At 76.5% G+C, this 21,448-nt stretch carries 21 protein-coding genes; 13 read left to right on the top strand and 8 right to left on the bottom strand.

Going from position 1 to position 21,448, the window contains the following annotated elements:
• Positions 1 to 47 precede the first annotated feature (47 nt).
• On the top strand, positions 48 to 3,320 hold the full coding sequence (gene secA / locus BLR12_RS16665; protein ID WP_091380550.1) for a preprotein translocase subunit SecA: 3,273 nt from the start codon (positions 48 to 50) through the stop codon (positions 3,318 to 3,320).
• A gap of 69 nt (positions 3,321 to 3,389) precedes the next feature.
• Here secA and BLR12_RS16660 read toward each other — a convergent pair whose 3' ends face one another.
• Both BLR12_RS16660 and BLR12_RS16655 read right to left on the bottom strand, forming a co-directional pair.
• Positions 3,390 to 3,974, bottom strand: coding sequence for an Rv3235 family protein (locus tag BLR12_RS16660; protein ID WP_091380548.1), 585 nt, complete (start codon positions 3,972 to 3,974; stop codon positions 3,390 to 3,392).
• Between the two features lie 46 nt (positions 3,975 to 4,020).
• Positions 4,021 to 4,707, bottom strand: coding sequence for a LysM peptidoglycan-binding domain-containing protein (locus tag BLR12_RS16655; protein ID WP_091380545.1), 687 nt, complete (start codon positions 4,705 to 4,707; stop codon positions 4,021 to 4,023).
• A gap of 102 nt (positions 4,708 to 4,809) precedes the next feature.
• Here BLR12_RS16655 and BLR12_RS16650 point away from each other — a divergent pair, with 102 nt between their 5' ends.
• Positions 4,810 to 5,379, top strand: a complete 570-nt coding sequence (locus BLR12_RS16650) for a hypothetical protein (RefSeq protein WP_091380544.1) — start codon at positions 4,810 to 4,812, stop codon at positions 5,377 to 5,379.
• An 18-nt stretch (positions 5,380 to 5,397) separates the two neighbouring features.
• Here the strand turns inward: BLR12_RS16650 and BLR12_RS16645 are convergent, their stop codons facing one another.
• Positions 5,398 to 5,673, bottom strand: a complete 276-nt coding sequence (locus BLR12_RS16645) for a helix-turn-helix domain-containing protein (RefSeq protein ID WP_091380541.1) — start codon at positions 5,671 to 5,673, stop codon at positions 5,398 to 5,400.
• 178 nt (positions 5,674 to 5,851) lie between these two features.
• On the opposite strand from BLR12_RS16645, the gene BLR12_RS25570 reads away from it, so the two are divergent.
• The 4 genes from BLR12_RS25570 to BLR12_RS16625 all read left to right on the top strand — a co-directional run bounded on the left by BLR12_RS25570 (position 5,852) and on the right by BLR12_RS16625 (position 10,138).
• Positions 5,852 to 6,751, top strand: a complete 900-nt coding sequence (locus tag BLR12_RS25570) for an SAF domain-containing protein (RefSeq protein ID WP_091380538.1) — start codon at positions 5,852 to 5,854, stop codon at positions 6,749 to 6,751.
• Positions 6,751 to 8,046, top strand: a complete 1,296-nt coding sequence (locus BLR12_RS16635) for an AAA family ATPase (RefSeq protein WP_091380534.1) — start codon at positions 6,751 to 6,753, stop codon at positions 8,044 to 8,046. The genes BLR12_RS25570 and BLR12_RS16635 overlap by 1 nt, the downstream gene beginning before the upstream one ends.
• Before the next feature lie 100 nt (positions 8,047 to 8,146).
• Positions 8,147 to 9,526, top strand: a complete 1,380-nt coding sequence (locus BLR12_RS16630; RefSeq protein ID WP_091380531.1) for a WS/DGAT/MGAT family O-acyltransferase — start codon at positions 8,147 to 8,149, stop codon at positions 9,524 to 9,526.
• 99 nt (positions 9,527 to 9,625) lie between these two features.
• Positions 9,626 to 10,138, top strand: coding sequence for a DUF6912 family protein (locus tag BLR12_RS16625; protein ID WP_091380527.1), 513 nt, complete (start codon positions 9,626 to 9,628; stop codon positions 10,136 to 10,138).
• Between the two features lie 20 nt (positions 10,139 to 10,158).
• Here BLR12_RS16625 and BLR12_RS16620 read toward each other — a convergent pair whose 3' ends face one another.
• Positions 10,159 to 14,304 carry an FtsK/SpoIIIE domain-containing protein gene (locus BLR12_RS16620; RefSeq protein ID WP_176832559.1) on the bottom strand — a complete coding sequence of 1,382 codons (4,146 nt, stop codon included), beginning with the start codon at positions 14,302 to 14,304 and terminating at the stop codon, positions 10,159 to 10,161.
• Between the two features lie 152 nt (positions 14,305 to 14,456).
• On the opposite strand from BLR12_RS16620, the gene BLR12_RS16615 reads away from it, so the two are divergent.
• Positions 14,457 to 14,750: a WXG100 family type VII secretion target gene (locus BLR12_RS16615; protein WP_091380521.1), complete on the top strand. Its 294-nt coding sequence runs from the start codon at positions 14,457 to 14,459 to the stop codon at positions 14,748 to 14,750.
• Between the two features lie 11 nt (positions 14,751 to 14,761).
• On the opposite strand, the gene BLR12_RS16610 is transcribed toward BLR12_RS16615, so the two are convergent.
• Together BLR12_RS16610 and BLR12_RS16605 are read right to left on the bottom strand one after the other, a co-directional pair.
• The gene (locus BLR12_RS16610) at positions 14,762 to 15,706 is read right to left on the bottom strand and encodes an MFS transporter permease (RefSeq protein WP_091380518.1); all 945 of its coding nucleotides are present in this window, start codon (positions 15,704 to 15,706) and stop codon (positions 14,762 to 14,764) included.
• Entirely contained in the window at positions 15,703 to 16,200 is a 498-nt protein-coding gene (locus tag BLR12_RS16605) for a hypothetical protein (RefSeq protein ID WP_255363570.1), read from the bottom strand. Before BLR12_RS16605 ends, BLR12_RS16610 begins: the two co-directional genes overlap by 4 nt.
• Before the next feature lie 136 nt (positions 16,201 to 16,336).
• Here BLR12_RS16605 and BLR12_RS16600 point away from each other — a divergent pair, with 136 nt between their 5' ends.
• Positions 16,337 to 16,846: a MaoC family dehydratase gene (locus tag BLR12_RS16600; RefSeq protein WP_091380513.1), complete on the top strand. Its 510-nt coding sequence runs from the start codon at positions 16,337 to 16,339 to the stop codon at positions 16,844 to 16,846.
• Between the two features lie 26 nt (positions 16,847 to 16,872).
• Here the strand turns inward: BLR12_RS16600 and BLR12_RS16595 are convergent, their stop codons facing one another.
• Entirely contained in the window at positions 16,873 to 17,298 is a 426-nt protein-coding gene (locus BLR12_RS16595; RefSeq protein ID WP_255363569.1) for an NUDIX domain-containing protein, read from the bottom strand.
• Positions 17,299 to 17,372: 74 nt separating this feature from the next.
• Here BLR12_RS16595 and BLR12_RS16590 point away from each other — a divergent pair, with 74 nt between their 5' ends.
• From BLR12_RS16590 to BLR12_RS16575, 5 genes are all read left to right on the top strand, one after another.
• Positions 17,373 to 17,996, top strand: a complete 624-nt coding sequence (locus BLR12_RS16590) for a DUF6758 family protein (protein ID WP_091380508.1) — start codon at positions 17,373 to 17,375, stop codon at positions 17,994 to 17,996.
• Positions 17,997 to 18,120: 124 nt separating this feature from the next.
• Positions 18,121 to 18,273 carry a hypothetical protein gene (locus tag BLR12_RS24640; RefSeq protein WP_176832558.1) on the top strand — a complete coding sequence of 51 codons (153 nt, stop codon included), beginning with the start codon at positions 18,121 to 18,123 and terminating at the stop codon, positions 18,271 to 18,273.
• A 6-nt stretch (positions 18,274 to 18,279) separates the two neighbouring features.
• Positions 18,280 to 18,939 carry a PH domain-containing protein gene (locus BLR12_RS16585; protein ID WP_091380504.1) on the top strand — a complete coding sequence of 220 codons (660 nt, stop codon included), beginning with the start codon at positions 18,280 to 18,282 and terminating at the stop codon, positions 18,937 to 18,939.
• A gap of 44 nt (positions 18,940 to 18,983) precedes the next feature.
• Positions 18,984 to 19,859: a PHP domain-containing protein gene (locus tag BLR12_RS16580; protein ID WP_091380501.1), complete on the top strand. Its 876-nt coding sequence runs from the start codon at positions 18,984 to 18,986 to the stop codon at positions 19,857 to 19,859.
• A gap of 10 nt (positions 19,860 to 19,869) precedes the next feature.
• Positions 19,870 to 20,709, top strand: coding sequence for a RecB family exonuclease (locus tag BLR12_RS16575; RefSeq protein ID WP_091381228.1), 840 nt, complete (start codon positions 19,870 to 19,872; stop codon positions 20,707 to 20,709).
• A gap of 92 nt (positions 20,710 to 20,801) precedes the next feature.
• Here the strand turns inward: BLR12_RS16575 and BLR12_RS16570 are convergent, their stop codons facing one another.
• The gene (locus BLR12_RS16570; protein WP_091380499.1) at positions 20,802 to 21,419 is read right to left on the bottom strand and encodes a LysE/ArgO family amino acid transporter; all 618 of its coding nucleotides are present in this window, start codon (positions 21,417 to 21,419) and stop codon (positions 20,802 to 20,804) included.
• Between the last annotated feature and the right edge of the window lie 29 nt (positions 21,420 to 21,448).

The raw sequence follows: 21,448 nt of genomic DNA, 5'->3' as shown, positions 1-21,448 counted from the left end.
GCCGCCGGCAACCCCGGGCGGCGGGCTGCACCGCCTACGCTGGCACGGTGGTGTTCTCGAAGATCCTCCGAGCAGGTGAGGGCAAGCTCCTCCGACGGCTGAACAAGATCGCGGACGCGGTCGAGTCGCTGGCGGACGACGTCGCCGACCTCACCGACGCGGAACTGCGGGCCAAGACCGACGAGTTCAAGGAGCGTCTGGAGGAGGGGGAGACCCTCGACCAGCTCCTGCCGGAGGCCTTCGCCGTCGTCCGCGAGGCCGCCACCCGCACCCTCGGCCAGCGCCACTTCCGCGTGCAGCTCATGGGCGGCGCCGCGCTGCACCTGGGCAACATCGCCGAGATGCGCACCGGTGAGGGCAAGACGCTGACCGGCGTCCTGCCCGCCTACCTCAACGCGCTGACCGGCGAGGGCGTGCACGTGGTCACGGTCAACGACTACCTGGCCCGCCGCGACGCCGAGTGGATGGGCCGGGTGCACCGCTTCCTGGGCCTGTCGGTGGGCGTCATCCTCTCCGGCGAGAAGCCCGCGCACCGCCGCGAGCAGTACGCCTGCGACATCACCTACGGCACCAACAACGAGTTCGGCTTCGACTACCTGCGCGACAACATGGCCTGGAGCAAGGCCGACCTGGTACAGCGCGGGCACCACTACGCCGTCGTCGACGAGGTCGACTCGATCCTCATCGACGAGGCCCGCACCCCGCTGATCATCAGCGGCCCGGCCGGCGACCCGGCGATGCACCGCTGGTACACCGAGTTCGCGCGGCTGGCCCCCATGATGCAGCGCGACGTCCACTACGAGGTGGAGGAGGCCAAGCGCACGGTCGCCATCACCGAGGAGGGCGTGGAGTTCGTCGAGGACCAGATCGGCATCGAGAACCTCTACGAGGCGGCCAACACCCCGCTGATCAGCTTCCTGAACAACGCGCTCAAGGCCAAGGAGCTCTACCACCGCGACCAGCAGTACATCGTCAGCAACGGCGAGGTGCTGATCGTCGACGAGTTCACCGGCCGCGTGCTGGCCGGCCGCCGCTACAACGAGGGCATGCACCAGGCCATCGAGGCCAAGGAGCGGGTGCAGATCAAGGACGAGAACCAGACCCTCGCCACGATCACCCTGCAGAACTACTTCCGGCTCTACGCCAAGCTCTCCGGGATGACCGGCACCGCCCAGACCGAGGCGGCCGAGCTCTCCCAGACCTACGGGCTGGGCGTCGTCCCGATCCCCACCAACCGGCCGATGGTCCGCGAGGACCGCTCCGACGTCATCTACAAGACCGAGCAGGCCAAGTTCGACGCCGTCATCGACGACATCGCCGAGCGGCACGAGGCCGGTCAGCCGGTGCTGGTCGGCACGGCCAGCGTCGAGAAGTCCGAGCTGCTGTCCAAGCTGCTGCTGCAGCGCGGCATCAGGCACGAGGTGCTCAACGCGAAGAACCACGCGCGTGAGGCGCACATCGTCGCCCAGGCCGGGCGGCTGGGCGCGGTCACCGTGGCCACCAACATGGCCGGTCGCGGCACCGACATCCAGCTCGGCGGCAGCCCCGACTTCATCGCCGACGAGGCGCTGCGCGCCCGCGGCCTGTCCCCGGCGGAGACGCCGGAGGAGTACGAGGCGGCCTGGGACAGCGCGCTCGAGAAGTCCAAGGACCAGGTGCGGGCGGAGCACGAGCAGGTCACCGAGGCCGGGGGCCTCTACGTGCTGGGCACCGAGCGGCACGAGAGCCGGCGCATCGACAACCAGCTGCGCGGCCGCTCGGGCCGGCAGGGCGACCCGGGTGAGTCGCGGTTCTACCTGTCGCTGGGCGACGACCTCATGCGGCGGTTCAACGGCCCGATGCTCGAGTCGATGATGACCACGCTGCGGGTCCCCGACGACCAGCCGATCGAGCACCGCATGGTCACCCGGGCGATCCGCTCGGCGCAGACCCAGCTCGAGCAGCAGAACTTCGAGGTCCGCAAGGACGTCCTCAAGTACGACGAGGTGCTCAACCGCCAGCGCACCGTCATCTACGCCGAGCGGCGTGCGGTGCTCGACGGCGAGGACCTGCACGTGCAGGTCCGCAAGATGGTCGACGACGTCGTCAGCGCCTACGTCGACGGCGCCACCGAGATGGGCTACGCCGAGGACTGGGACCTCGAGCAGCTGTGGACCGGCCTCAAGGCGCTCTACCCGGTGGGCCTGGACCGCGACGAGCTCGTCGAGCGGGTGGCCGACGGCGACCAGGCGGGGTTGTCCGCCGACGTCCTCAAGCGCGAGCTGCTCGACGACGTGCACCGCGCCTACGAGGAGCGCGAGGCCGCGCTGGGTGCCGAGGTCATGCGCGAGCTCGAGCGCCGGGTGCTGCTGTCGGTGCTGGACCGCAAGTGGCGCGAGCACCTCTACGAGATGGACTACCTGCGGGCGGGCATCCACCTGCGGGCGATGGCCAACCGCGACCCGGTCGTGGAGTACCAGCGCGAGGGCTACGACATGTTCGTGTCGATGCTCGACGGCATCAAGGAGGAGTCGGTCGGCTTCCTGTTCAACCTGGAGGTCAAGACCAAGGCGCAGCAGGACGCCGAGGCGCAGGCCAAGCAGGCCGAGGCCGAGGCCAAGGCGCTCGCGGCGGCCCAGCAGGGGACGGCGCGGGTGCTGGCCCGGCAGCAGGCGGCAGCGGCGGCCCAGGCCCAGGCCGCGGCGGCAGCCCCGGCTCCGACGGCAGCCCCGGCTCCGGCGGCCCCGGCCCGGCCGACTGCGCCTTCGCAGACCGTGCCCGCGCAGCCCGCTCCCGTCCGGCCCGCGCCGGCTGCGACGGCAGCCCCGGCTCCCGCGCCGGTCGCTCCGGCACCGGCTGCCGAGCCCGCCCCGGCACCGGCCGCTCAGGCCGCCCCCGCGCCGGCGGCGGAGGCCGCGCCCGCTCCAGCTACGGAGGCCACGGCGCCCGCTCCGGCTACGGATCCCACGCCCGCGCCGGCGGCGGAGCCCGCGCCGGCGACCCCACCCGCTGCTCCGCCGGCGGCCCGGCGCAGCTCTTCGGCGCGCCGGTCCCGGCCGGCCGCCGCGCAGGCCGCTCCGCCGGCGCCCGCGGTCGAGGAGCCGGTGTCCTCGGGCACCGGGCCGGAGATGCAGGTCAAGGGCCTCGACGAGCCGCGCCCGGCCGAGCAGCTGAGCTACTCGGCGCCGAGCCTGGACCCCTCGCCCAAGGAGGGCGGCCGCACCAAGGCCGCGAAGTCCGCGACGGTGACCGGCACCAAGGAGCCCCAGCGCAACGCGCCGTGCCCCTGCGGCTCGGGCAAGAAGTACAAGGTCTGCCACGGAGCGCCCTCGCGCGCCTGAGCCTGAGCACGACGACGCCCCCTCCGGTCCCGACTGGTGGGGGCTCCGTCGTCCTGGGGCTCGGTCCGCTCAGCCGATCTGGATCGCGGTGCACCGCCACCGACCGTCGATGCCCTCGAGCCGGGCGGCGACCGCGTGCGCCCGACCGGACCGGCGGGCCACGGCGCTGACCTCCGCGACCCCGTCGACCGGTTCGCAGACGTGCACCGGGCCGAGCAGCACCGGCGCCGTCCCCTCGGCGCACCACCGCGGCCGGCGACCGCTGGTGAGGGCCGTGTAGACGCCGAGCGCGGTCAGCGGCTGCACCTGGGTCAGCGACCGCCGCCCGGCCAGCGCCTCGAGGGTGAGGGTGAGCAGCCGCCGTCCGGCGAGGCGCGGGTCGGGCAGGTCGGCGCGGGCCGACCAGGTCGGCTCGAAGCCCGGCACGAACCCGGCTCGCGGCTCCTCCGGGCGCGGTCGCGGACCCGGTCGGTGCGGCACCCGGGGGACCGCGACCCCGGGCAGCACGAGCCGGAGCACGGGCTCGGGATCCAGTGACGGCTGCGGCGCCGGGACGACGGTGAGCCGCAGGGGCGCCGCGCTCAGCGGCTGCGGGCCGGTGTGCGGCGCGGCGTCCTCGGCCGGGACGGGGGCGGACGTGGCGGGCGCGGTCATCGGGGACTCCGGAGGTTCGGGGGAGGGACGGCGGAGCGCGGCACGGTCACGGCGCCGGGGGAGGACGCAGCACCTGACCGGGCAGCAGGAGGTCGGGGTCGGGGCCGATCACCGTGGCGTTGGCCTGCCACCAGGCGGAGACGGCGGCGGCCACCTCGGCGTCGGTCGGGATCTCGCCGGCCCGGCGGGTGAGGTCGTCCTCGGCGATGTCCCACAGGCACTCACCCCGCAGGACGACGTGTTCCCCGGGCGCCGGGGACGGCCAATCGGGCACGGGAGCGGGCCGGTCCGCGACCGGAGGAGCGGGGGCCGGCCAGTCGGCGACCGGGCTCTGCGACGCGGCGACGACCACGGCCGGGGTGACGGGACCCGCAGCGCACCCGGTCAGCACCGGGCCCCCGGCGACCAGGCCGACGCCGAGGGCGAGAGCCGCCGCGCGGCGTGCACCGGCCGGGAGCAGGCACCGGGTGAGCGCCCGTGCGGCGGCGCCCGCGGCCCCGGGCAGGCCGGAGAGCGCGGTGAGCACCAGCCCGAGTGCGCCCCAGAGCCAGGCGCCCCAGGCCAGCGCCGCGACGCCGGCGAGCAGGACCGTCTCGGCGCCCGTGGTGTCGACGGCCCGCTGCAGGTCCAGCCCGGCTCCCGTGACCGCGGCGAGGTCCGGGGTCACCGAACGCAGCGCGACGGCCGCGACAGCCATCGCCGCCACCGTCCCCAGCAGGCGCCGGATCGACATGTCTCCTCCTCGACTGGTCAGCGTGCCGCGTGACTAAAGCAAGCAAACGCACGCAAACGCAAGGACCAGCCCCTACTAGTGTGGAAACCGAGGAGGTGGCGGATGCGGTGGCAACAGCTCTTCGCCGACCTGCAGGCGGAGTTCGACGAGGCGGAGGCCGCGGCCGAGAGGGCCGAGGACGCGTCGCGACGGCGCGTGGAGACCGGGGCGGTCCTGCTGGTCGACCGGCTGGCCGGAGCGGTCGGCCGGTGGCTGGCCGTGCGGTGCCGCGGCGCGGGGGACGTCAGCGGCGTCCTCGTCGAGGTGGGCGCCGACTGGTTGCTGCTGACCGACGAGGGGCGACGGGAGGTCCTCGTGGCGACGGCCACGGTGCGCACGGTCGCCGGTCTCGGACGGGGCACGGCCGCACCCCGGGAGGGCGCTCCAGCGCGCGTGCGGATGGACCTGCGGCGGGCGCTGCGGGGACTGGCCCGCGACCGGAGTGCGGTGCAGCTGGTCCTGGACGACGGGTCGGTGTACGTCGGCACCGTGGACGGCGTCGGCGCGGACCACGTGGAGCTGGCCGAGCACGCTGCCGACCAGCCCCGTCGAGCGGCGGCCGTGCGCGGGGTGCGGGCGGTGGCCCTGTCGGCGGTCGCGGTGGTGCGGACCCTCGCGCCCGGGCTGGACTGACCCGGACGCCGGACCGGGTCAGCCCCGGCTGCGCCCCCCGGGGCTGGAGGTCGCGTCGTCCGGTGCCCCCTGCTCCTCGGCGGGGGGCTCCGGCGGAACGGTGCCGGCGCGCGCCTCGGCGTACTTCTGGGCGATGAAGCGCTCGAGCTCGTCGGTCTCGACCCGCCACTGACCGCGGCCGCCGATCTGGATGGCGATCAGCTCCTTGCGGCGCACCAGCGCGTAGGCCTGCGACCACGAGACGTTGAGGATCTCGGCGACGTCGTCGAGGGTCAGGAACCGCGGTGTGGGCATCAGGTCTCCGTCCGGTCCCCGACAGTCTGGCAGCCCCGTCCGGGTGGCATGCGCGCTGTCCACAGCCCCGAACGTGTGGACAACGCCTGCACGCACCGGGCCCGGTACCGCATCATCGCCGTCCGACCGTGGACCACCCAGGCGTCCCCGGCACCCGTGCAGAGGGGGACCGCTGGCTGTGAGCGCCACGCGCACCGAGGCCACCGCTCCGGAGGGGACCGCCCCGGGCGCAGCCGCCGTGCCGGGGACGGTGCCGCGCCGGGTGCGGCCCCCGCGGTGGCTCGACCTGCGGCTGGTCCTGGGCGTCCTGCTGGTGCTCGGCTCGGTCCTCCTCGGCGCCCGCGTGGTCGCCGCGGCCGACGCGACGGTGCCGGTCTGGTCGGCCGCGGGCGACCTCGCCGCCGGCACGCAGCTCGCTGCCGAGGACCTCGTGGCCGTGGACGTCCGGCTCGACGACGTCGCCGGTGCCTATCTGGCGACCAGCACGCAGCCGGAGGGCCGCACCCTCGCGCGGGCGGTGCGCAGCGGCGAGCTGCTGCCGCGGACCGCGCTGGAGGAGCCGGCCGAGCTGGTGCAGCTCGCGCTGCCGGTGCAGGCCGGCTACGTGCCGCCGGGGCTGGACCGCGGCCAGGTCGTCGACGTCTACGCCGTGGCCGATCCCGCAGCCGGAGCCACCGCGGCCGGTGACGGCAGCGTGGCGCTGGTCGTCGCAGCGGCCCCGGTGCAGGCGATCTCCGGGCGCACCGAGGGCGTGCTGTCGACGGCCACGACGACGGTGCAGGTCGTCGTCTCGGTCCCGGTCGAGGACGCTCCGGCAGTGCTGGCCGCGATCGGTGGCCGGCCGCTGGTCGTGGTCGTGCACGGGTCCGTGGACACCGGCGGCGCGGCCGGCACGGCGGCCGCGCGCCCGACCGGGACGTCGTCGTCGGCCGCACCGGCTCCGTCGACCGCCGCACCCACTCCCTCCATGCCGGCGCCGATCCCTGAGCCCGAGCCGACCCCCCTGCCCGCGCCGGCCGCGGACGTGGCCCCGCCTCCCGCAACGGCACCCGCCGTCCCGCCGGCCGGGGCGCCCTGATGGCGCTGCAGGTCTTCACCGCGGTCACCGGCGCCGGGTGGGAGTCCGCGCTGGTCGGGGCGCTCGACCGGGCCGACCACGGGGTCACCGTCGTCCGCCGGTGCGTCGACGTCTCCGAGCTGCTGGCCGCCGCGGCCACCGGCACGGCGCAGGCGGCGCTGCTGTCCGCCGATCTGCGGCGACTCGACGGTGACGCGGTGGCCCGGCTGGCGGCGGCCGGGGTCGCCGTCGTCGGGCTCGTCGACCCCGGCGACGAGCAGGCCGCAGACCGGCTGCGCGGACTGGGCATCGGGCGGGTCCTGCCCGCCGACGCCGAGCCCGAGGCGATCGCCCGGGCGCTGCGCGAGGCGGTGTCCGGGAGCACGCCGTCCGGCCGGGACATCGCGGACCCACGTGCGGCGCTGCCCGCGTACGGCACTCCTGAGCCGGCGCCCCGGCGGTCGGCCGGTCGCGGTCGCGTGGTGGCGGTCTGGGGCCCGACCGGTGCGCCGGGTCGGACCACGGTGGCCGTCGGGCTCGCCGACGAGGCCGCCCGGCTCGACGTGAGCACCCTCCTGGTCGACGCCGACGTCTACGGCGGCGTCGTGGCCCAGGTGCTCGGCCTGCTCGACGAGTCCCCGGGACTCGCCGGCGCGGCACGGCAGGCGGCCGCAGGCACCCTCGACGAGGCGGCGCTGGCCCGCCTGGCGTGGTCGGTGCGGCCCCGGCTCGGCGTCCTCACCGGGCTGGCCCGCGCCGACCGCTGGCCGGAGCTCCGCCCGCACGCCGTCGCCGCCGTGCTCGACGAGGTCCGTCGCAGCGCCGCGCTGACCGTGGTCGACTGCGCCTTCAGCCTAGAGGAGGACGAGGAGCTCTCCTTCGACACCGCCGCCCCTCGGCGCAACGGCGTGACCCTCACGGTCCTGGAGGCCGCCGACACCGTGCTGTGCGTCAGCGGTGCGGACCCCGTGGCGCTGCAGCGGAGCATCCGGGCCCTCGGCGAACTGCGCGAGGTCCTCCCGGACGTCGAGCCGGTCGTGGTGGTCAACCAGGTGCGGCGCGGGCCGGTGCCCGGTGACCCGCGCCGGGAGATCGGCGAGGCGCTCGGGCGTTTCGCCGGTCGCGAGGTGGGCTTCTTCCTCCCCGCCGACCGCCGGGCCACCGACGCGGCACTGGCCGCGGGCCGCACGCTGGCCGAGGTGGCGCCGGCCTCCCCGTTGCGGGAGGGGCTGCGGTCGATGGCGGCCGCGCTGACCGGCGTGCCGGTGCCGGCCGCCGGCCGCGGGCGACCCCGGCTGGGTCGCCGCGCCGGATGACGACGGCCTCCTCAGGCGGAGGGATGCCCCACCGCCGACGGGGGTGCCCCCGGCGGCGCCGCGCCGTAGCGTGGGGCACCCGACCGGGAGGAGACCGACGGTGGAGCGCCTGACCACCCTGGACGCGTCGTTCCTCTACCTCGAGAAGCCCGACAACCCGATGCACGTCGCGGGGGTGCTGGTGCTCGAGCCGCCGACCGGTGGCCTGGACGCGCTCGCCTCCCTGGTCGAGGCCCGCCTCCCGCTGGTGCCGCGCTACCGCCAGCGGGTCCTCGAGGTGCCCGGGCACCTGGCCAACCCGGTCTGGGCCGACGACCCCGACTTCGACGTCGAGTACCACGTCCGCCGATCTGCGGTGCCCCGCCCGGGGACCCAGGCGCAGCTGCTCGACCTGGTCTCGCGGGTGGTCGCGCGGCCGCTGGACCGCGGCCGTCCCCTGTGGGAGCTCTACCTGGTGGAGGGCTTGCCCGAGGGCCGGGTCGCGGTGATCACGAAGACCCACCCGGCGCTGGTCGACGGGCTCGGCACCGTCGACATCGGCCAGGTGCTGCTCGACCACTCGCCCGATGCGTTCCTGCCCGAGCCGGAGCAGTGGCGCCCCCGTCGGCTGCCCGGGGTCCTGCAGCTGGTCGGCGAGGCGGTGGAGGAGTACGTGCAGCGCCCGTCGGCCGTCGTGGAGACCGCGCGGCACGCCGTCACCGACGTGCGCGCCACCGGCGCGCGGCTCACCGGCGCCGCCGGCGGGGCCGTGCGGGCGGCGCGGTCCGCCCTGTTCCCGGCGCCGAGCAGCCCGCTGAACGCGACCAGCGGCAGCCAGCGCCGGGTCGCGGTGGCGCGCGTCGAGCTCGACGACGTCAAACGGGTCCGCAAGGCCCACGGCGGCACGGTCAACGACGTGCTGCTGACCGTCGTGACCGGCGCGCTGCGCGACTGGCTGCTGTCCCGGGGGCAGGCGGTCGTCGGCTCGACGTCGGTGCGGGCGCTGGTGCCGGTGTCGGTGCAGGGCGAGGAGGAGGAGGCGCCGGGCAACCGGGTGTCGAGCTACCTGGTCGACCTCCCGGTGGGCGAGCCGAACCCGCGGGTGCGGCTCGCGCGGTTGAGCTACGCCATGCGCGGGGTCAACCAGCACCGGCGGTCGGTCGGCGCCGACGCCCTGATCGCGCTCACCGGGTTCGCGCCGCCCACGCTGCACGCCCTCGGCGCCCGCGCGGCGCGCGGCCTGTCCCGGCGGATGGCCAACCTGGTGGTCACCAACTCGCCCGGCCCCCAGGTGCCGCTCTACGCGGCGGGTGCCCGGATGCTCGAGGTCTTCCCCGTGGTGCCGCTGGCTCCCGGTCAGGGGCTGTCGGTGGGGATCACCAGCTACGACGGCTGCGTCTTCTTCGGCCTGAACGCCGACCGGGACGGCGTCGGGGACGTCGACGTGCTCGCCGACCTCATCGAGCAGGAGCTCGCCGTGCTGGTCGAGACCGCCGGCTGACACGGGCGCACACCGGCCCGCGACCCACCCGGGCCCACCGGGCGCGCGCGGGCGCCGGGATACCGTCGGCTCTCCACCCCGTCCTGAGGAGCCAGCCCGGTGCGCGTCTACCTGCCTGCCACGACGAGCGTCCTGCGGACGCTCGTGGACGACGGGCGCCTGACCGGGCCGCTCACCGGCTTCGCGGTCACGCCCGCGCTGCGCGAGTTCTACGCGCTCAGTGACGCCGGGGCCGACGAGGAGGAGCTGGAGTACGCCGCCCTGCTCGCCGCGGCGCGGGCCAGCCTCCGGCTGATCGACGTCGACCCCTCGGCGGCCCGCCGCCGTGTCGTGCTGGCCGCCGACGCCCCCGACACCGCGGTGACCGAGCTCGACGACCCCGACACCGACCGGGGTGCCGTACGCGTGGTCGGCGACGTCGCGCTGGCCCACGTCGCGAGTGCGCACGTGGACGGCGCCGACGCCGAGGACGACGTGCGGGCGGCGGTCAACGTCGTCCTGGAGGCAGACCTCGGCAGCGAGGACGCGCAGTTCGTCGTCGACCAGGCCGAGGGGCACGAGCTCGCCTGGTACGCCACGCAGGAGATCGGGACGCTGCTCGAGCTGCTCTGAGCCGGGTGCCGGGCGGCCGGTCACCAGTCCGCCCCGCGAACACCGACCGGGACCCCTGCCCGCGACTCCCGGCGGGCCACCTGCACCCGCTGCGCGACCCCCGCCACCACCAACCAGCCCGATCCGGGCCGCGTGGGCACGGGGGTCCGGGGGAGCCGGATGCCCAGCAGGTCGGCGTCCCCCGGGGCGGGGCAGAGCAGCAGGCCGCTGCGCCGCCTCCGCAGCGCGGGCACCGGGCCGCGGAAGGCGGTCGACAGCTCGGCGGCGGTCCCCGCGACCACGGGGACGAGGCCCGGCACACCCTCGGCCGCGGCCAGCGCGCCCAGCACCACCGAGTCGGCCAGCAGCCCGGAGTCGTCGACGACGACTGCGCCGGGGGCCCCGTCGAGCTCCATGAGCCACTCCTGCCAGCCGCCCAGGTCGGCGGCGTCCAACCCCCGCTGGCCCGGCCCGGCGTCCGCCAGGGCGCCGCGGCCGACCCGCAGCACGGCGACGCCCGCGGCGGCGAGGGAGCCGGCGCAGGAGTCCAGCGCGGTGCTCCGCCCGCTGCCCGGTGGACCGGCGACGAGCAGGCCGCCGGTCCGCCGCAGGTCGACCGCCAGGACGCCGCCGTCGTCCCCACCCGGTCCGACCAGGAGGCGCAGGGGATCCCCCTCCGCCCCCGGACCGGTCAGGGTCAGCACCGGCGCGGCCGGCAGCTCCGGCACCGACAGCGGCCGGTGCCGGCCGGGCGGGACGGTCGGCACGCCGGTCGGCAGGGGGCGGGGGAGGGCGAGCTGGCACTCCCGGGCACCCTCGCCGACCAGCGCGCGTCCCGGCGGCCGGTGCGCGGGCACCTCCCGGGCGGGGATGCCGGCGACGGCGTAGTCGGCGCGGTCGGGCAGCGGCAGGACGAGCCGGGTGCCCACGGCTCCCGCCAGCCGGCCCCCGGGGACGGCCCGGTCGCCGGTGAGCAGGCAGGTCAGCCCGGCCGCCCCGCCGTCCCGGACCAGGCGCAGGAAGGCCGCCGACCCGTTTCCCGGGTCCGCCTCGTCCAGCTGGGCCATGAGCGACTCGACGCCGTCGACGAGCAGCAGCAGGTACGGCCGTTCGCCGGTCGGGGCGGCGCGGCGGGCGGCCACCTGCTGCGCCAGCCGGTCCAGCAGCCGGACGGTGCGCAGGGCGTCGTCCCGGCTGACGGCGGTCCCCGTGTGCGGGAGGCCGGACACGGCCGCGACGAGCCCGCCGCCGGCGTGGTCGAGGACGTGCACGTGCAGCCGGTCCGGCGGGAGCGCGGTCACCGCCTCGGCCAGCGCGGTCCGCAGGAACGTCGTCCGGCCGCTCCCGGCTCCGCCCACGGCGAGCCAGCCACCGGCGCGGCCCAGGTCCAGGACGAGCGGTTCCTGCGCCTGCGCCTCGGGCCGGTCGAGCACCCCCACCCGCAGACGGTCGGGTGCGTCGCCGCCGGCGGGGTGCGGCAGGTCCGTGGCCGGGAGGCGGTCGGGGAGGGGCGGGAGCCAGGGGCGGTGGGGCCGCGGCAGCCCGGCCTCGGCGGCCCGGCGTGCCAGGGCGCCGGTGAGCCGGGCCAGGTCGCTGGGACTCGTCGGCACGTCGTCCACGGTGGCCGGGTCGGGGGCTGCCGGCCAGCGCCAACGAGCCACCCGCGGGCCGGGGTCGCGGACGTCCGGTGGTGCGCCGGAGACGCGGGCGGCCTGGAACAGCACCGGGGCGCTGCCCCCGGTGCGCAGGTAGCCGCGGCCGGGGGTGTCGACCGGCAGCGCGGCGGCCTGGGGGGTGCCGAGCACGTCGCGGGACTCGGCCTCGTCGGTGGTGCGCAGGCAGATGCGCAGCGTGCAGTTGGCCCGGATCTCCGGCGACACGACGCCGCCCGGCCGCTGCGTGGCCAGGACGAGGTGCACGCCGAGCGAGCGGCCCCGCTGGGCGATGCCGACGAGGCCGGACAGTAAGGCGGGCAGCTCCTCGGCGAGGCCGGCGAACTCGTCCACTACGATCACCAGGCGAGCGAGTTCCACCCCGTCGGGGAGCAGCGCCAGGTCGGCAACGCCGTGGACGGCCAGCAGCTCCTCACGGCGGGTGAGCTCGGCGGTCAGCGACCGCAGCGCCCGGGCGGTGGCGGCGCCGTCGAGGTCGGTGAGCAGCCCGACCGTGTGCGGCAGCTCCGCGGCCTCGGCGAAGGCCGCACCACCCTTGTAGTCGACGAGCAGGAACGAGCAGCGGTCCGGCGGATGGGTCAGGGCGAGGCCGGCGATCAAGGTCTGGAGCAGCTCGGACTTGCCCGATCCCGTCGTCCCGGCGACCAGTGCGTGGGGCCCGTGCCGGCACAGGTCGACGGTGAGTTCTCCGGTGGCGGTGCGGCCGAGCGTCGCGGCGAGCCGGTCCCGGCTCCGGGACCACCCGGTCCCGCCCACCTCCGGCAGGTCGAGCAACCGGACCCGCCGGGGGACGGTCGCGACCGAGTCGGCCGGAGCCAGCGCGGCCAGGTTGCGGGCCAGCCGGGCCGCCACCGGCCGGGGCAGCCGGTCGACCGCCGCGATCGGCCGGACGCCGGCCCCCGGTCGCAGCAGGGTGCCCCGCTCACCGGTCTCGCCGCTGAGCTCGAGCACGGCGTCGGCGGACCCGGGGAGCTCGGCCGTCGAGGGGCCGCAGGCCAGGGTCACCACCCCCGAGCTGCGGGCGCGGCGCAGCGCGGTGAGCAGGTGCGGTCCGATCGGCCGGTCGACCAGCACGACGACCCAGCCGGGAACGGCGTCCCCGCCGGCCCGACGTGCCAGCAGGGCGGCCAGCCACCGGAGCGACTCGTCGTCGGCGCCGTCCGCCGGGGCGTCGCTGCGGGCGTGCACCGCGTCCGGCGCCAGGTGGGGCAGCCAGCGCAGCCACGCCCAGTCCGGCAGCCGGCCCGGTGTGGTCAGCACGGCGAGGTCCACCTCGCCGGGAGCGTGCAGCGCGGCCAGCTGTCCGAGCACGGCCGCGAGGGCTCCGACGGCCGGGCCGCGGGGGCCGGCGATGCCGAGGCCCCCGCTGCCGGTCAGCTCGACGACGACGGGCAACAGCTCGGACTGCTCGCGGCGCCGGGTGCCGTCGGGCTCCACGCAGGTCACCCGGGACTCACCCGGGCCACTGCCCAGCCGCACCAGCAGCGCGTCGGGATCCGAGCGGCGGCGCTGCCAGAGGTCGGTGGACCGCCGGCGGGCCGCGGCGGCGAGCGTGGCCAGGTCCGGGTGCGCCGCCTCGGCGGCGCGCGAGTCGGCGTGCAGTGCGGCCGCCAGCCGGGACCGCGCCGCGGACAGCTCGACCGCGTGCGCGGCGCGCGCCCGCCGCGTGCTGCGCCGGCCCGACCACCGGTCGGACAGCCACGTGCCGAGCGCCACCACCGGGCTCAGCAGCGCGAAGAACAGGAAGTGCGGCACGCCGAGCACCCAGGCCAGGACCACGCCGCCGACCGCTGGCAGCGCCACGGCCGCCCAGGCCAGCCGCCGCGGTGGACCCGGGACCGGCGGCGCGGGCAGGACCACCTCGGCGTCCTCGCGCGGGGCCTGCAGGCGCGGGTGCGGCCGCAGGCGCAGCCGTCCGCCCTCACCGGGGCGGAGGGACGCCCGCGCGCTGCCGGGCCCGGCCGTCCGCAGCGTGCTCGCCCCCACCTGCAGCGGCGTCCCGGCGGCCCACGGCGTCGGCTGCCGGCCGAGGCGATCGCCTCCCAGCCGGCTCCCGTTGCTCGAGCCGAGGTCGCTGACCTGCAGGTCGCTGCTGCCGACCTCGACGAGCAGGTGCCGGCGCGAGACGGCGGGGTCGGTCAACCGGACGGCCGCCTCGCCACTGCGGCCGACGACGTGCCGGCCACGGTCCAGCGGCACCGCGGTGCCGGCGTCGGGGCCGCCGGTGACCTGCAGCTCGAGCGCGCCGGGCCTGGCGTCGGTGTCCGAGCGTGGTCCGGGCCGGCCCAGACCCAGCACCGCGCCGTGCAGCAGTGCCGGGTCGGTCAGCGGCAGGTCGTCGTCCAGCCGGGTGCTCCCGGACCACAGCTGCGCGGCCGGCGCGCCCACCGCGGTCGCGAGTAGCGGCAGGACGGCGCCGAGCCGGTCGTCGTCGCGGGCGGACAGCGCCACGTCGAGGGCGCCGGACGGCGTGACGAGGGTCCAGCAACGGGTGGCGGGAGAGCGGGCGGGCACCGGTCGACCCTGACCGCACGGTGCGCCGTGGACGGCCCGCCGGCACATCTGTGGACGCCCGGTGGGGCTCTGGACGGCCCGCGCCGGCGCGGGGGACCGACGCCCTACCGTCCCACCCCGACCGGGAGTTCCCCGGACGAGGAGGAGGACACGTGAAGGTCGAGATCGCCACCCTGCAGTCGTTGGCCGGCCAGTGCCGCGCCGAGGCCGCCGACACCACCGCCCGGCACGCCGGCCTGTCGAGCACCGTGGGTGCCTCGGTGCTCGAGGGGTGGACCGACAGCCAGGCCGCCGCCCGCTTCACCGAGCTCTACGAGCAGTGGCGGCTCAGTGCGCAGGGCGTCAGCGACGCACTCACCGGGATGGGCGGCCTGCTCGACGGCGTCGCGACCTCCTACCAGCAGCACGAGGCGGACGTGGCCGCCCGCATCGGCGCGCTGATGTGACGTCGAGCGGATCAGCCCGGTGGTGCGGTCCCGGCCCGGGGGACCTCGGCCGGGGTCGCGCCACCGACGCGGGCGCGCAGCCACCGCGTCGCGCCGGGCAGCCGCTCCCACGGCAGGATCGACAGGATCGCCACGCAGTGCGGCAGGAAGATGATCTTCACGCTGGCGAACACGGCCAGGTGGAAGCCGAGCAGGAACACCACCAGGGCGACCCGCGCGCGGGCCGACCACACGAGCAGCATCAGCGGCGCGGCGAACTCCAGCACGAGCATCGCCCACTGCGCGGCCACGAGCAGCCCGGGTACGTCGAGGGTCCAGTCCGACAGCACCGTCCCGCGCCGGACGATCGCGCGGGCCAGCGTCGAGCCGGTGGCCCAGTCGAGACCGCCGAAGCGCAGCTTCGCCCAGGCGGCCAGGAAGTAGGTGAGCATCACCGTGACGAAGACGGCGGCCATGGCCCACCCGGCGGCCTCCGACGAGCGCTTGTCGCGCCACCGCACGCGGCCGATGGTGGGCAGCACGGCCAGCAGGACGAGGTAGCCGATCCGGTCGTGGTCCACCTTCCCGTAGCTCATCCCGATGACCATCCACTGCACGTAGAGCAGGAAGACGGCGGTGCCGAGCAGGCGGGGCGACCGGCCGGTCGCGGCCGCCAGTGCGGCCGCGACGAGGGCCCACTGCACGACCGCGACCACCACGGGCGTGGGTGCGGGCAGCGGCAGCAGCTGGCCGATGGTCAGCGGCTGGTACCACTCGGTGGGGACGTCGGCGTGGGCGCGGATCCAGGCCGTCGTCAGGAAGACGTCGACCGGCACGAACAGGTACGCGATGGTGCGCACGACGGCGATGCGCGCCAGCGGGACGGGTCGGAACCACCAGCCCGACAGGCCACGGGCGCGCGGGGACGGCGACGCGGCGGGGGTGGCGCCCGCTCCGGGGGACACGGCGGTGCTCACGGGGTGCCCTCCTGGGCGCGGACGGCGTGGTCGACGAGCACGCTCTCGGTGACCTCACCGGTCCGCCGGCCGTCGTCGAGCGCGTGCCTCCGCTGCACCACGCGCACTGCTACCAGCGGCTCGGCGTCCGGGTGGCCCTCGGCGTAGGAGTCGGCCAGCAGGCCCAGCAGCTCCGGCTGGTCGACCAGCCGGGGCAGCTGGCCCTCGAACTCCGCCCGTCGAAGCCCGACCTCGCCGCCGGACAGCCGGACCTCGTCGCCGTCCGCGGTCACGCCCACCACGCTCGTGGACACCACCGGCCGGTCGGGATCGGCGCGGGTGGAGTACATCCGGAACGGGCCGAACGGGAAGTCGGAGTCGGTGCCCCACACGGTGCCTCCGAGCAGCAGCGCGAGCACCACGCCGGTGGCGGCGAGACGGACCCGCCGGCCGGTGGGCGAAAGCGTCAGGACACCGGTCTCCTCGGCGTCCGGAACGGGGGGAACCGGGAGCACGGGCGCATCGTAGGATCGGCGCCCGTCCAGATGGGTCACCGACGCGTGGTGGGCGACCTGGCCCGCCGGTCGTGGAGGGCCCTGCCCGCGTGCCGTCCGGTGCCCCGCCGTCAGCGTCGACACCCGGAGGCAGCACGTGCAGTTCGGCCGGTACTACGAGGAGTTCGAGGTCGGGGCGGTCTACAAGCACTGGCCGGGCAAGACCGTCACCGAGTACGACGACCACCTGTTCTGCCTGATCACGATGAACCACCACCCGCTGCACCTGGACACCCACTACGCGGCGGAGACCACCGACTTCGGCAAGAACGTCGTCGTCGGCAACTACGTCTACTCACTGCTGCTCGGCATGAGCGTCCCCGACGTGTCGGGCAAGGCCATCGCCAACCTGGAGATCGAGTCGCTGCGGCACGTCGCGCCGACCTTCCACGGCGACACGGTCTACGGCGAGACGACGGTCCTGGACAAGACGCCGTCGAGGTCCAAGGACGACCGCGGCGTCGTCCACGTGGAGACCATCGGCTACAAGCAGGACGGCACGGTGGTCTGCGTCTTCCGCCGCAAGGTCATGGTGCCCAAGCGCTCCTACGGCGAGGCCCGCGGCGGCGAGCAGCCCGGCCGCCCGGAACCGGAGCCGCGCAGCTGACCGGCGGGCGTGCCCCCGGGCCCGGGTCAGGGCGGCAGCACGCCCCAGCCGCGCAGCGTCTCCAGCAGCCGCGGGGTGCAACTGAGCCGCGCGAGGTCGGCCGCACCGGCGAAGGTGACGGCCTCCGCGTCGTCCCCGGCGACCGGCGCGGCGTCCGGGTCCAGCAGCGTGCAGGCCACGTCCACGACGTCGTAGACGACGCCGGGACCCGGGACGCGCACCCGGCCCACCTCGGCGCCGGCCCGTACCGCCAGGCCGGTCTCCTCGCGCACCTCGCGCTCGACCGCCGCAGCCACCGACTCCCCGGCCTCGACCCGGCCGCCGGGCACCGACCACAGCCCGCGGCCGGGCTCGTTGCCCCGCCGGATCAGCAGCAGCCGGCCGCGGGCGTCGAGCACCACCGCACCGACGCAGGCGACCACCGGCAGCGGGTCCTCGGCGGCGGTCGGCACGTCCCGCACGGTACGCACGCCCCGCAGCGGCCAGCGCTTGACGAACCCGCCAGGTCACAGGACGGTGATGCCCGATGACTGCGTCCACGGTCTGTCCCCGGTGCGGCGAACGGGTGACCGTCCGCCCCGGGAACTCCGCGCAGGCCTGGTGCCACGTGCACGGCGCGGTGACGCCGCTGCACCACACCCTGCTGGTGGCGCACGACGCGATCGCCGCGGTCACCGCCGACGCCCGGGTGCCCGCGTGGGCGCCGGACCCGATGCCACCGGGCTGGTCGCTCACCGGTCTGGCCTGGGGTGGGGAGCCCGGCGCCCGCGCGATCGTCGTCGACTGCGCCGGGCCCGCGCCCCTGGGCGGCTCGGCCGAGCTCGTGCTCGTCGCGGAGGAGCCCGGCACCGGCGTGGGCTGCGGCTACGCCGGGCTGCCCGGCCTCGACCCCGGCGACGTCATCTCCGGCCCGTCGTCGGCCGCCGTCGAGGCCGCCGGCCAGCACGCGCCGCTGTGGGCGGTGCCGACGTCGGACGACCGCGCCGCCTTCGTGGGGGAGGCCTTCGGCGTCTGGCTGTGGCTGGTCATGTGGCCCATGTCGGCCGCCTGGCTGCTGGCCGAACAGATGGAGCTGGTCGACCTGCGGGACCGGCTCTACCCCGACCTGCCGCTCGGCCCGCCCAGCGAGCACCTGCTGCCGGGGCCGTGACGGACGGACCCGGCCGGGCGGCGTGTCCCGGGCGGTGAGCCCTGCGACGTGTGTTACCCATGGGGCTCGCCGTGCGGGCGACCGTCGTCCGCACGCCCGCCCGACGGCCACCGCGGAGGTGACGGTGAAGAAGCTCCTCACCTGGCTGGCACTCGCCTTCGTGATCTTCTACGTCATCTCGGCGCCGGAGAGCTCCGCGGAGTTCGTCCGCAGCGCCGGGCAGGCCATCGGCGACGCCGCGACGTCCCTCGCCTCCTTCTTCGAGTCCCTCGCCTAGGCCGGCGTGGGCGGCCCGGCGGCACCGGACCCCGACGGCCGCCGGCCGCGGTGGAGCAAGGACGCCGAGAAGTACCTGCTCCCGCACGAGCAGCCGCCCGTCGTCGCCACCCGCCGGCACTGGGCGGTGCTCGTCGTGCCCGCGCTGAAGGCGCTGCCGGTGCTCGCGGTCGGCCTGTGGACCATGCTGCTCGACCCCGACAACCGGGTCACCGCCACCCTCGGCCTGGTCCTGCTGGCCGGCGCGCTGGGGTACCTGGCGCTGCGCGGCGGCGAGTGGTGGATGCGGCACTTCATCGTCACCAACCGGCGGGTCCTGCTGACCACGGGGATCGTCGTCCGGACCGTCGCCCTGCTGCCGCTGCGCCGGATCACCGACCTCACCTACAAGGAGACGCTGCTCGGCCAGCTGCTCGGCTACGGGACGTTCCGCTTCGAGTCGGCCGGCCAGCAGCAGGCGCTGTCGGAGATCACCTACCTGCCGCACGCGGACCAGATGTACCGCCGGGTGAGCGACCTGCTGTTCGGAGGGGACGGCGCCGACTCCGGGGACGACGAGGGCAACCCCGAGCCGTCGCCGCGCAGCCCTCGACGACCGGAGCCCGGCGGCGAGACCGGCGGGCGCCGGGACACCGCTCCCGTCCCGCCGCAGCCGCAGGACCCCTGAGCCGGGCGGGTGGCCGGACGGCGGGTGCGGCAGTCTGGGCGCTGATGCGCATCGACCTGCACACGCACTCGTCGGTGTCCGACGGCACCGACAGCCCGGCCGGGGTGCTGGCCGCGGCGCGGACCGCCGGCCTCGACGTCGTCGCCCTGACCGACCACGACACCACCGCGGGCTGGGCGGAGGCCGCGGCGGCCCGCCCCGACGGGCTGACCGTCGTCCCCGGGATGGAGCTGTCCTGCCGCTGGTTCCCGGCGGGGGCGCCGCCGATCAGCGTGCACCTGCTGGCCTACCTGTTCGACCCGCAGCACCCCGCGCTGGCCGCCGAGCGGGCGCGGCTGCGCGAGGAGCGGCTCGGCCGCGGCGAGCGGATCGTGTCCGCGCTGGCCGAGGCCGGCCACCCGGTGGTCTGGGCCGAGATCGTCGAGCGCGCCGGCGGCGGCGTGGTGGGCCGGCCGCACGTGGCCCGCGCCCTGGTCGAGGCCGGCGTGGTCGACTCCGTCGACCACGCCTTCGCCACCCTGTTGCACCACCGCAGCCCCTTCTACGTCGCCAAGGCCGACACCGACGTCCTCGAGGGCATCGCGCTGGTGCGGGCGGCCGGCGGGGTGCCGGTGTTCGCCCACGGCCTGGCCACGCGGCGCGGCCGGGTGGTGGGGGACGAGGCCGTCGCGACGATGGCCGGGATGGGTCTGCTCGGCCTGGAGGTCGACCATCCCGACCACGACCCCGACGAGCGCGCCCACCTGCGCGGGCTGGCCGCCGACCTCGGGCTGCTGGTCACCGGCTCCAGCGACTACCACGGCAGCAACAAGACGACGCCGATCGCCGCCTGCACCACCGCTCCGGACCAGTACGAGGCGCTGCTGGCCGCCGGGACGGGCGCCGCGCCGTTCACCGGGACGGTCGGGGACGCCGGTTAGCGTGGCGGCCATGGGAGGCGCGCAGCTGAAGATGCCCGGCATGCCGCGGCGGCTGTTCCCGGCCACGCCGAGCAAGCTGGCCGCCTTCGCCGACTGCCCGCGCCGCTACCGGCACGCCTACGTCGACCGGCCGACCCCGGCGAAGGGCCCGGCGTGGGCGCACAACAGCGTCGGGTCGGCGGTGCACGCCGCGCTGCGCTCCTGGTGGGAGCTGCCGCTCCCGAAGCGCACCCCGGCCGCGGCCCGCCAGCTGCTGTACGGCGTCTGGTCGACGGCGGGTTTCCGCGACGCCGAGCAGTCCGAGCGGTGGCGCACCCGCGCCGCGGGCTGGCTCACCGACTACCTGACCGGCCTCGACCCCGCCGACGAGCCGGTCGGCACCGAACGGCAGGTGGCCGCCACCACCGAGCGGCTGGCGCTCTCGGGCCGGGTCGACCGCATCGACCAGCGCGGCGACGAGCTGGTCGTCGTGGACTACAAGACCGGCCGGTCGGTCTCCACCGACGACGAGGCCCGCGGGTCACCCGCGCTGGCCGCCTACGTGCTCGGGGTGCGCCGCACCCTGCGCCGGCCGTGCAGCCGCGTCGAGCTGCACCACCTGCCCAGCGGCACGGTGGCCGCCTTCGAGCACACCGACCGGTCGCTGGCCAACCACGTCCGCCGGGCCGAGGACGTCGCCGCCGACATCGCCACGGCCACCGCGGCGCTCGACGCCGGGGCGGACCCGGACGCCGCCTTCCCCGCGCTCCCGGGCCGGCAGTGCGGCTGGTGCGACTTCCGGCCCAGCTGCGCGCCCGGCCGGGCCGCCACCCCGTCGCGGGAGACGTGGAGCTTCCTGCCCGAGGAGTAGCAGGACCCGCTCGCACGCAGCGGGCCGGCGCAGGGCGGCCCCCTGCAGGGCCCCGCCGCGAGCTCGCGAGTGGTGGGGGGCAGGGGGTCCTCTCAGACCGCGCGGACGACGAGCCCCGCGGCCAGGGTCACCATGACGACCGCGATGACCGCGTCGAGGACCCGCCACGACGACGGCCGGGCGAACAGCGGGCGCAGCAGCCGCGCCCCGTAGCCGAGGCCGACGAACCACAGCGTGCTGCCCACCGCGGCGCCGGCGGCGAACCACCACCGGTCGTCGTCCCAGGTGCTGGCCAGCGAGCCGAGCAGGACCACGGTGTCCAGGTAGACGTGCGGGTTGAGCCAGGTCAGCGCCAGGCAGGTGGTCACGGTGACCAGCAGCCCGGCCCGGCGTCCGGCCTCCTCGGTCACGAGCGCGGCCGGGCGCACCGCCCGCCGCGCGGCCATCGCTCCGTAGGCCAGCAGGAAGGCCGCGCCGGCCAGGCAGACGACGGTGAGCAGCTCCGGCACCCGGGTCACCAGCGCCCCCGCCCCGGCCGTGCCCGCGGCGATCAGGACGGCGTCGGAGAGCAGGCAGACGGCGACGACGGCGGCGACGTGCTCCGTGCGCAGACCCTGGCGCAGCACGAAGGCGTTCTGCGCCCCGATCGCCACGATCAGGGACAGGCCGAGCCCGAGGCCCGAGACGGCGGCGAGCAGCGCGGGGGTCACCCGGGCGACGGTAGGCGGCGACGTCCGCC

Origin of the sequence: Geodermatophilus sp. DSM 45219, from assembly GCF_900104025.1 — a bacterium.
In the GTDB taxonomy this organism is placed as follows: Bacteria; Actinomycetota; Actinomycetes; order Mycobacteriales; family Geodermatophilaceae; genus Geodermatophilus.
The sequence above is the reverse complement of the archived record's forward strand: the minus strand, read 5'-3'. Positions and strand labels throughout refer to the sequence as shown.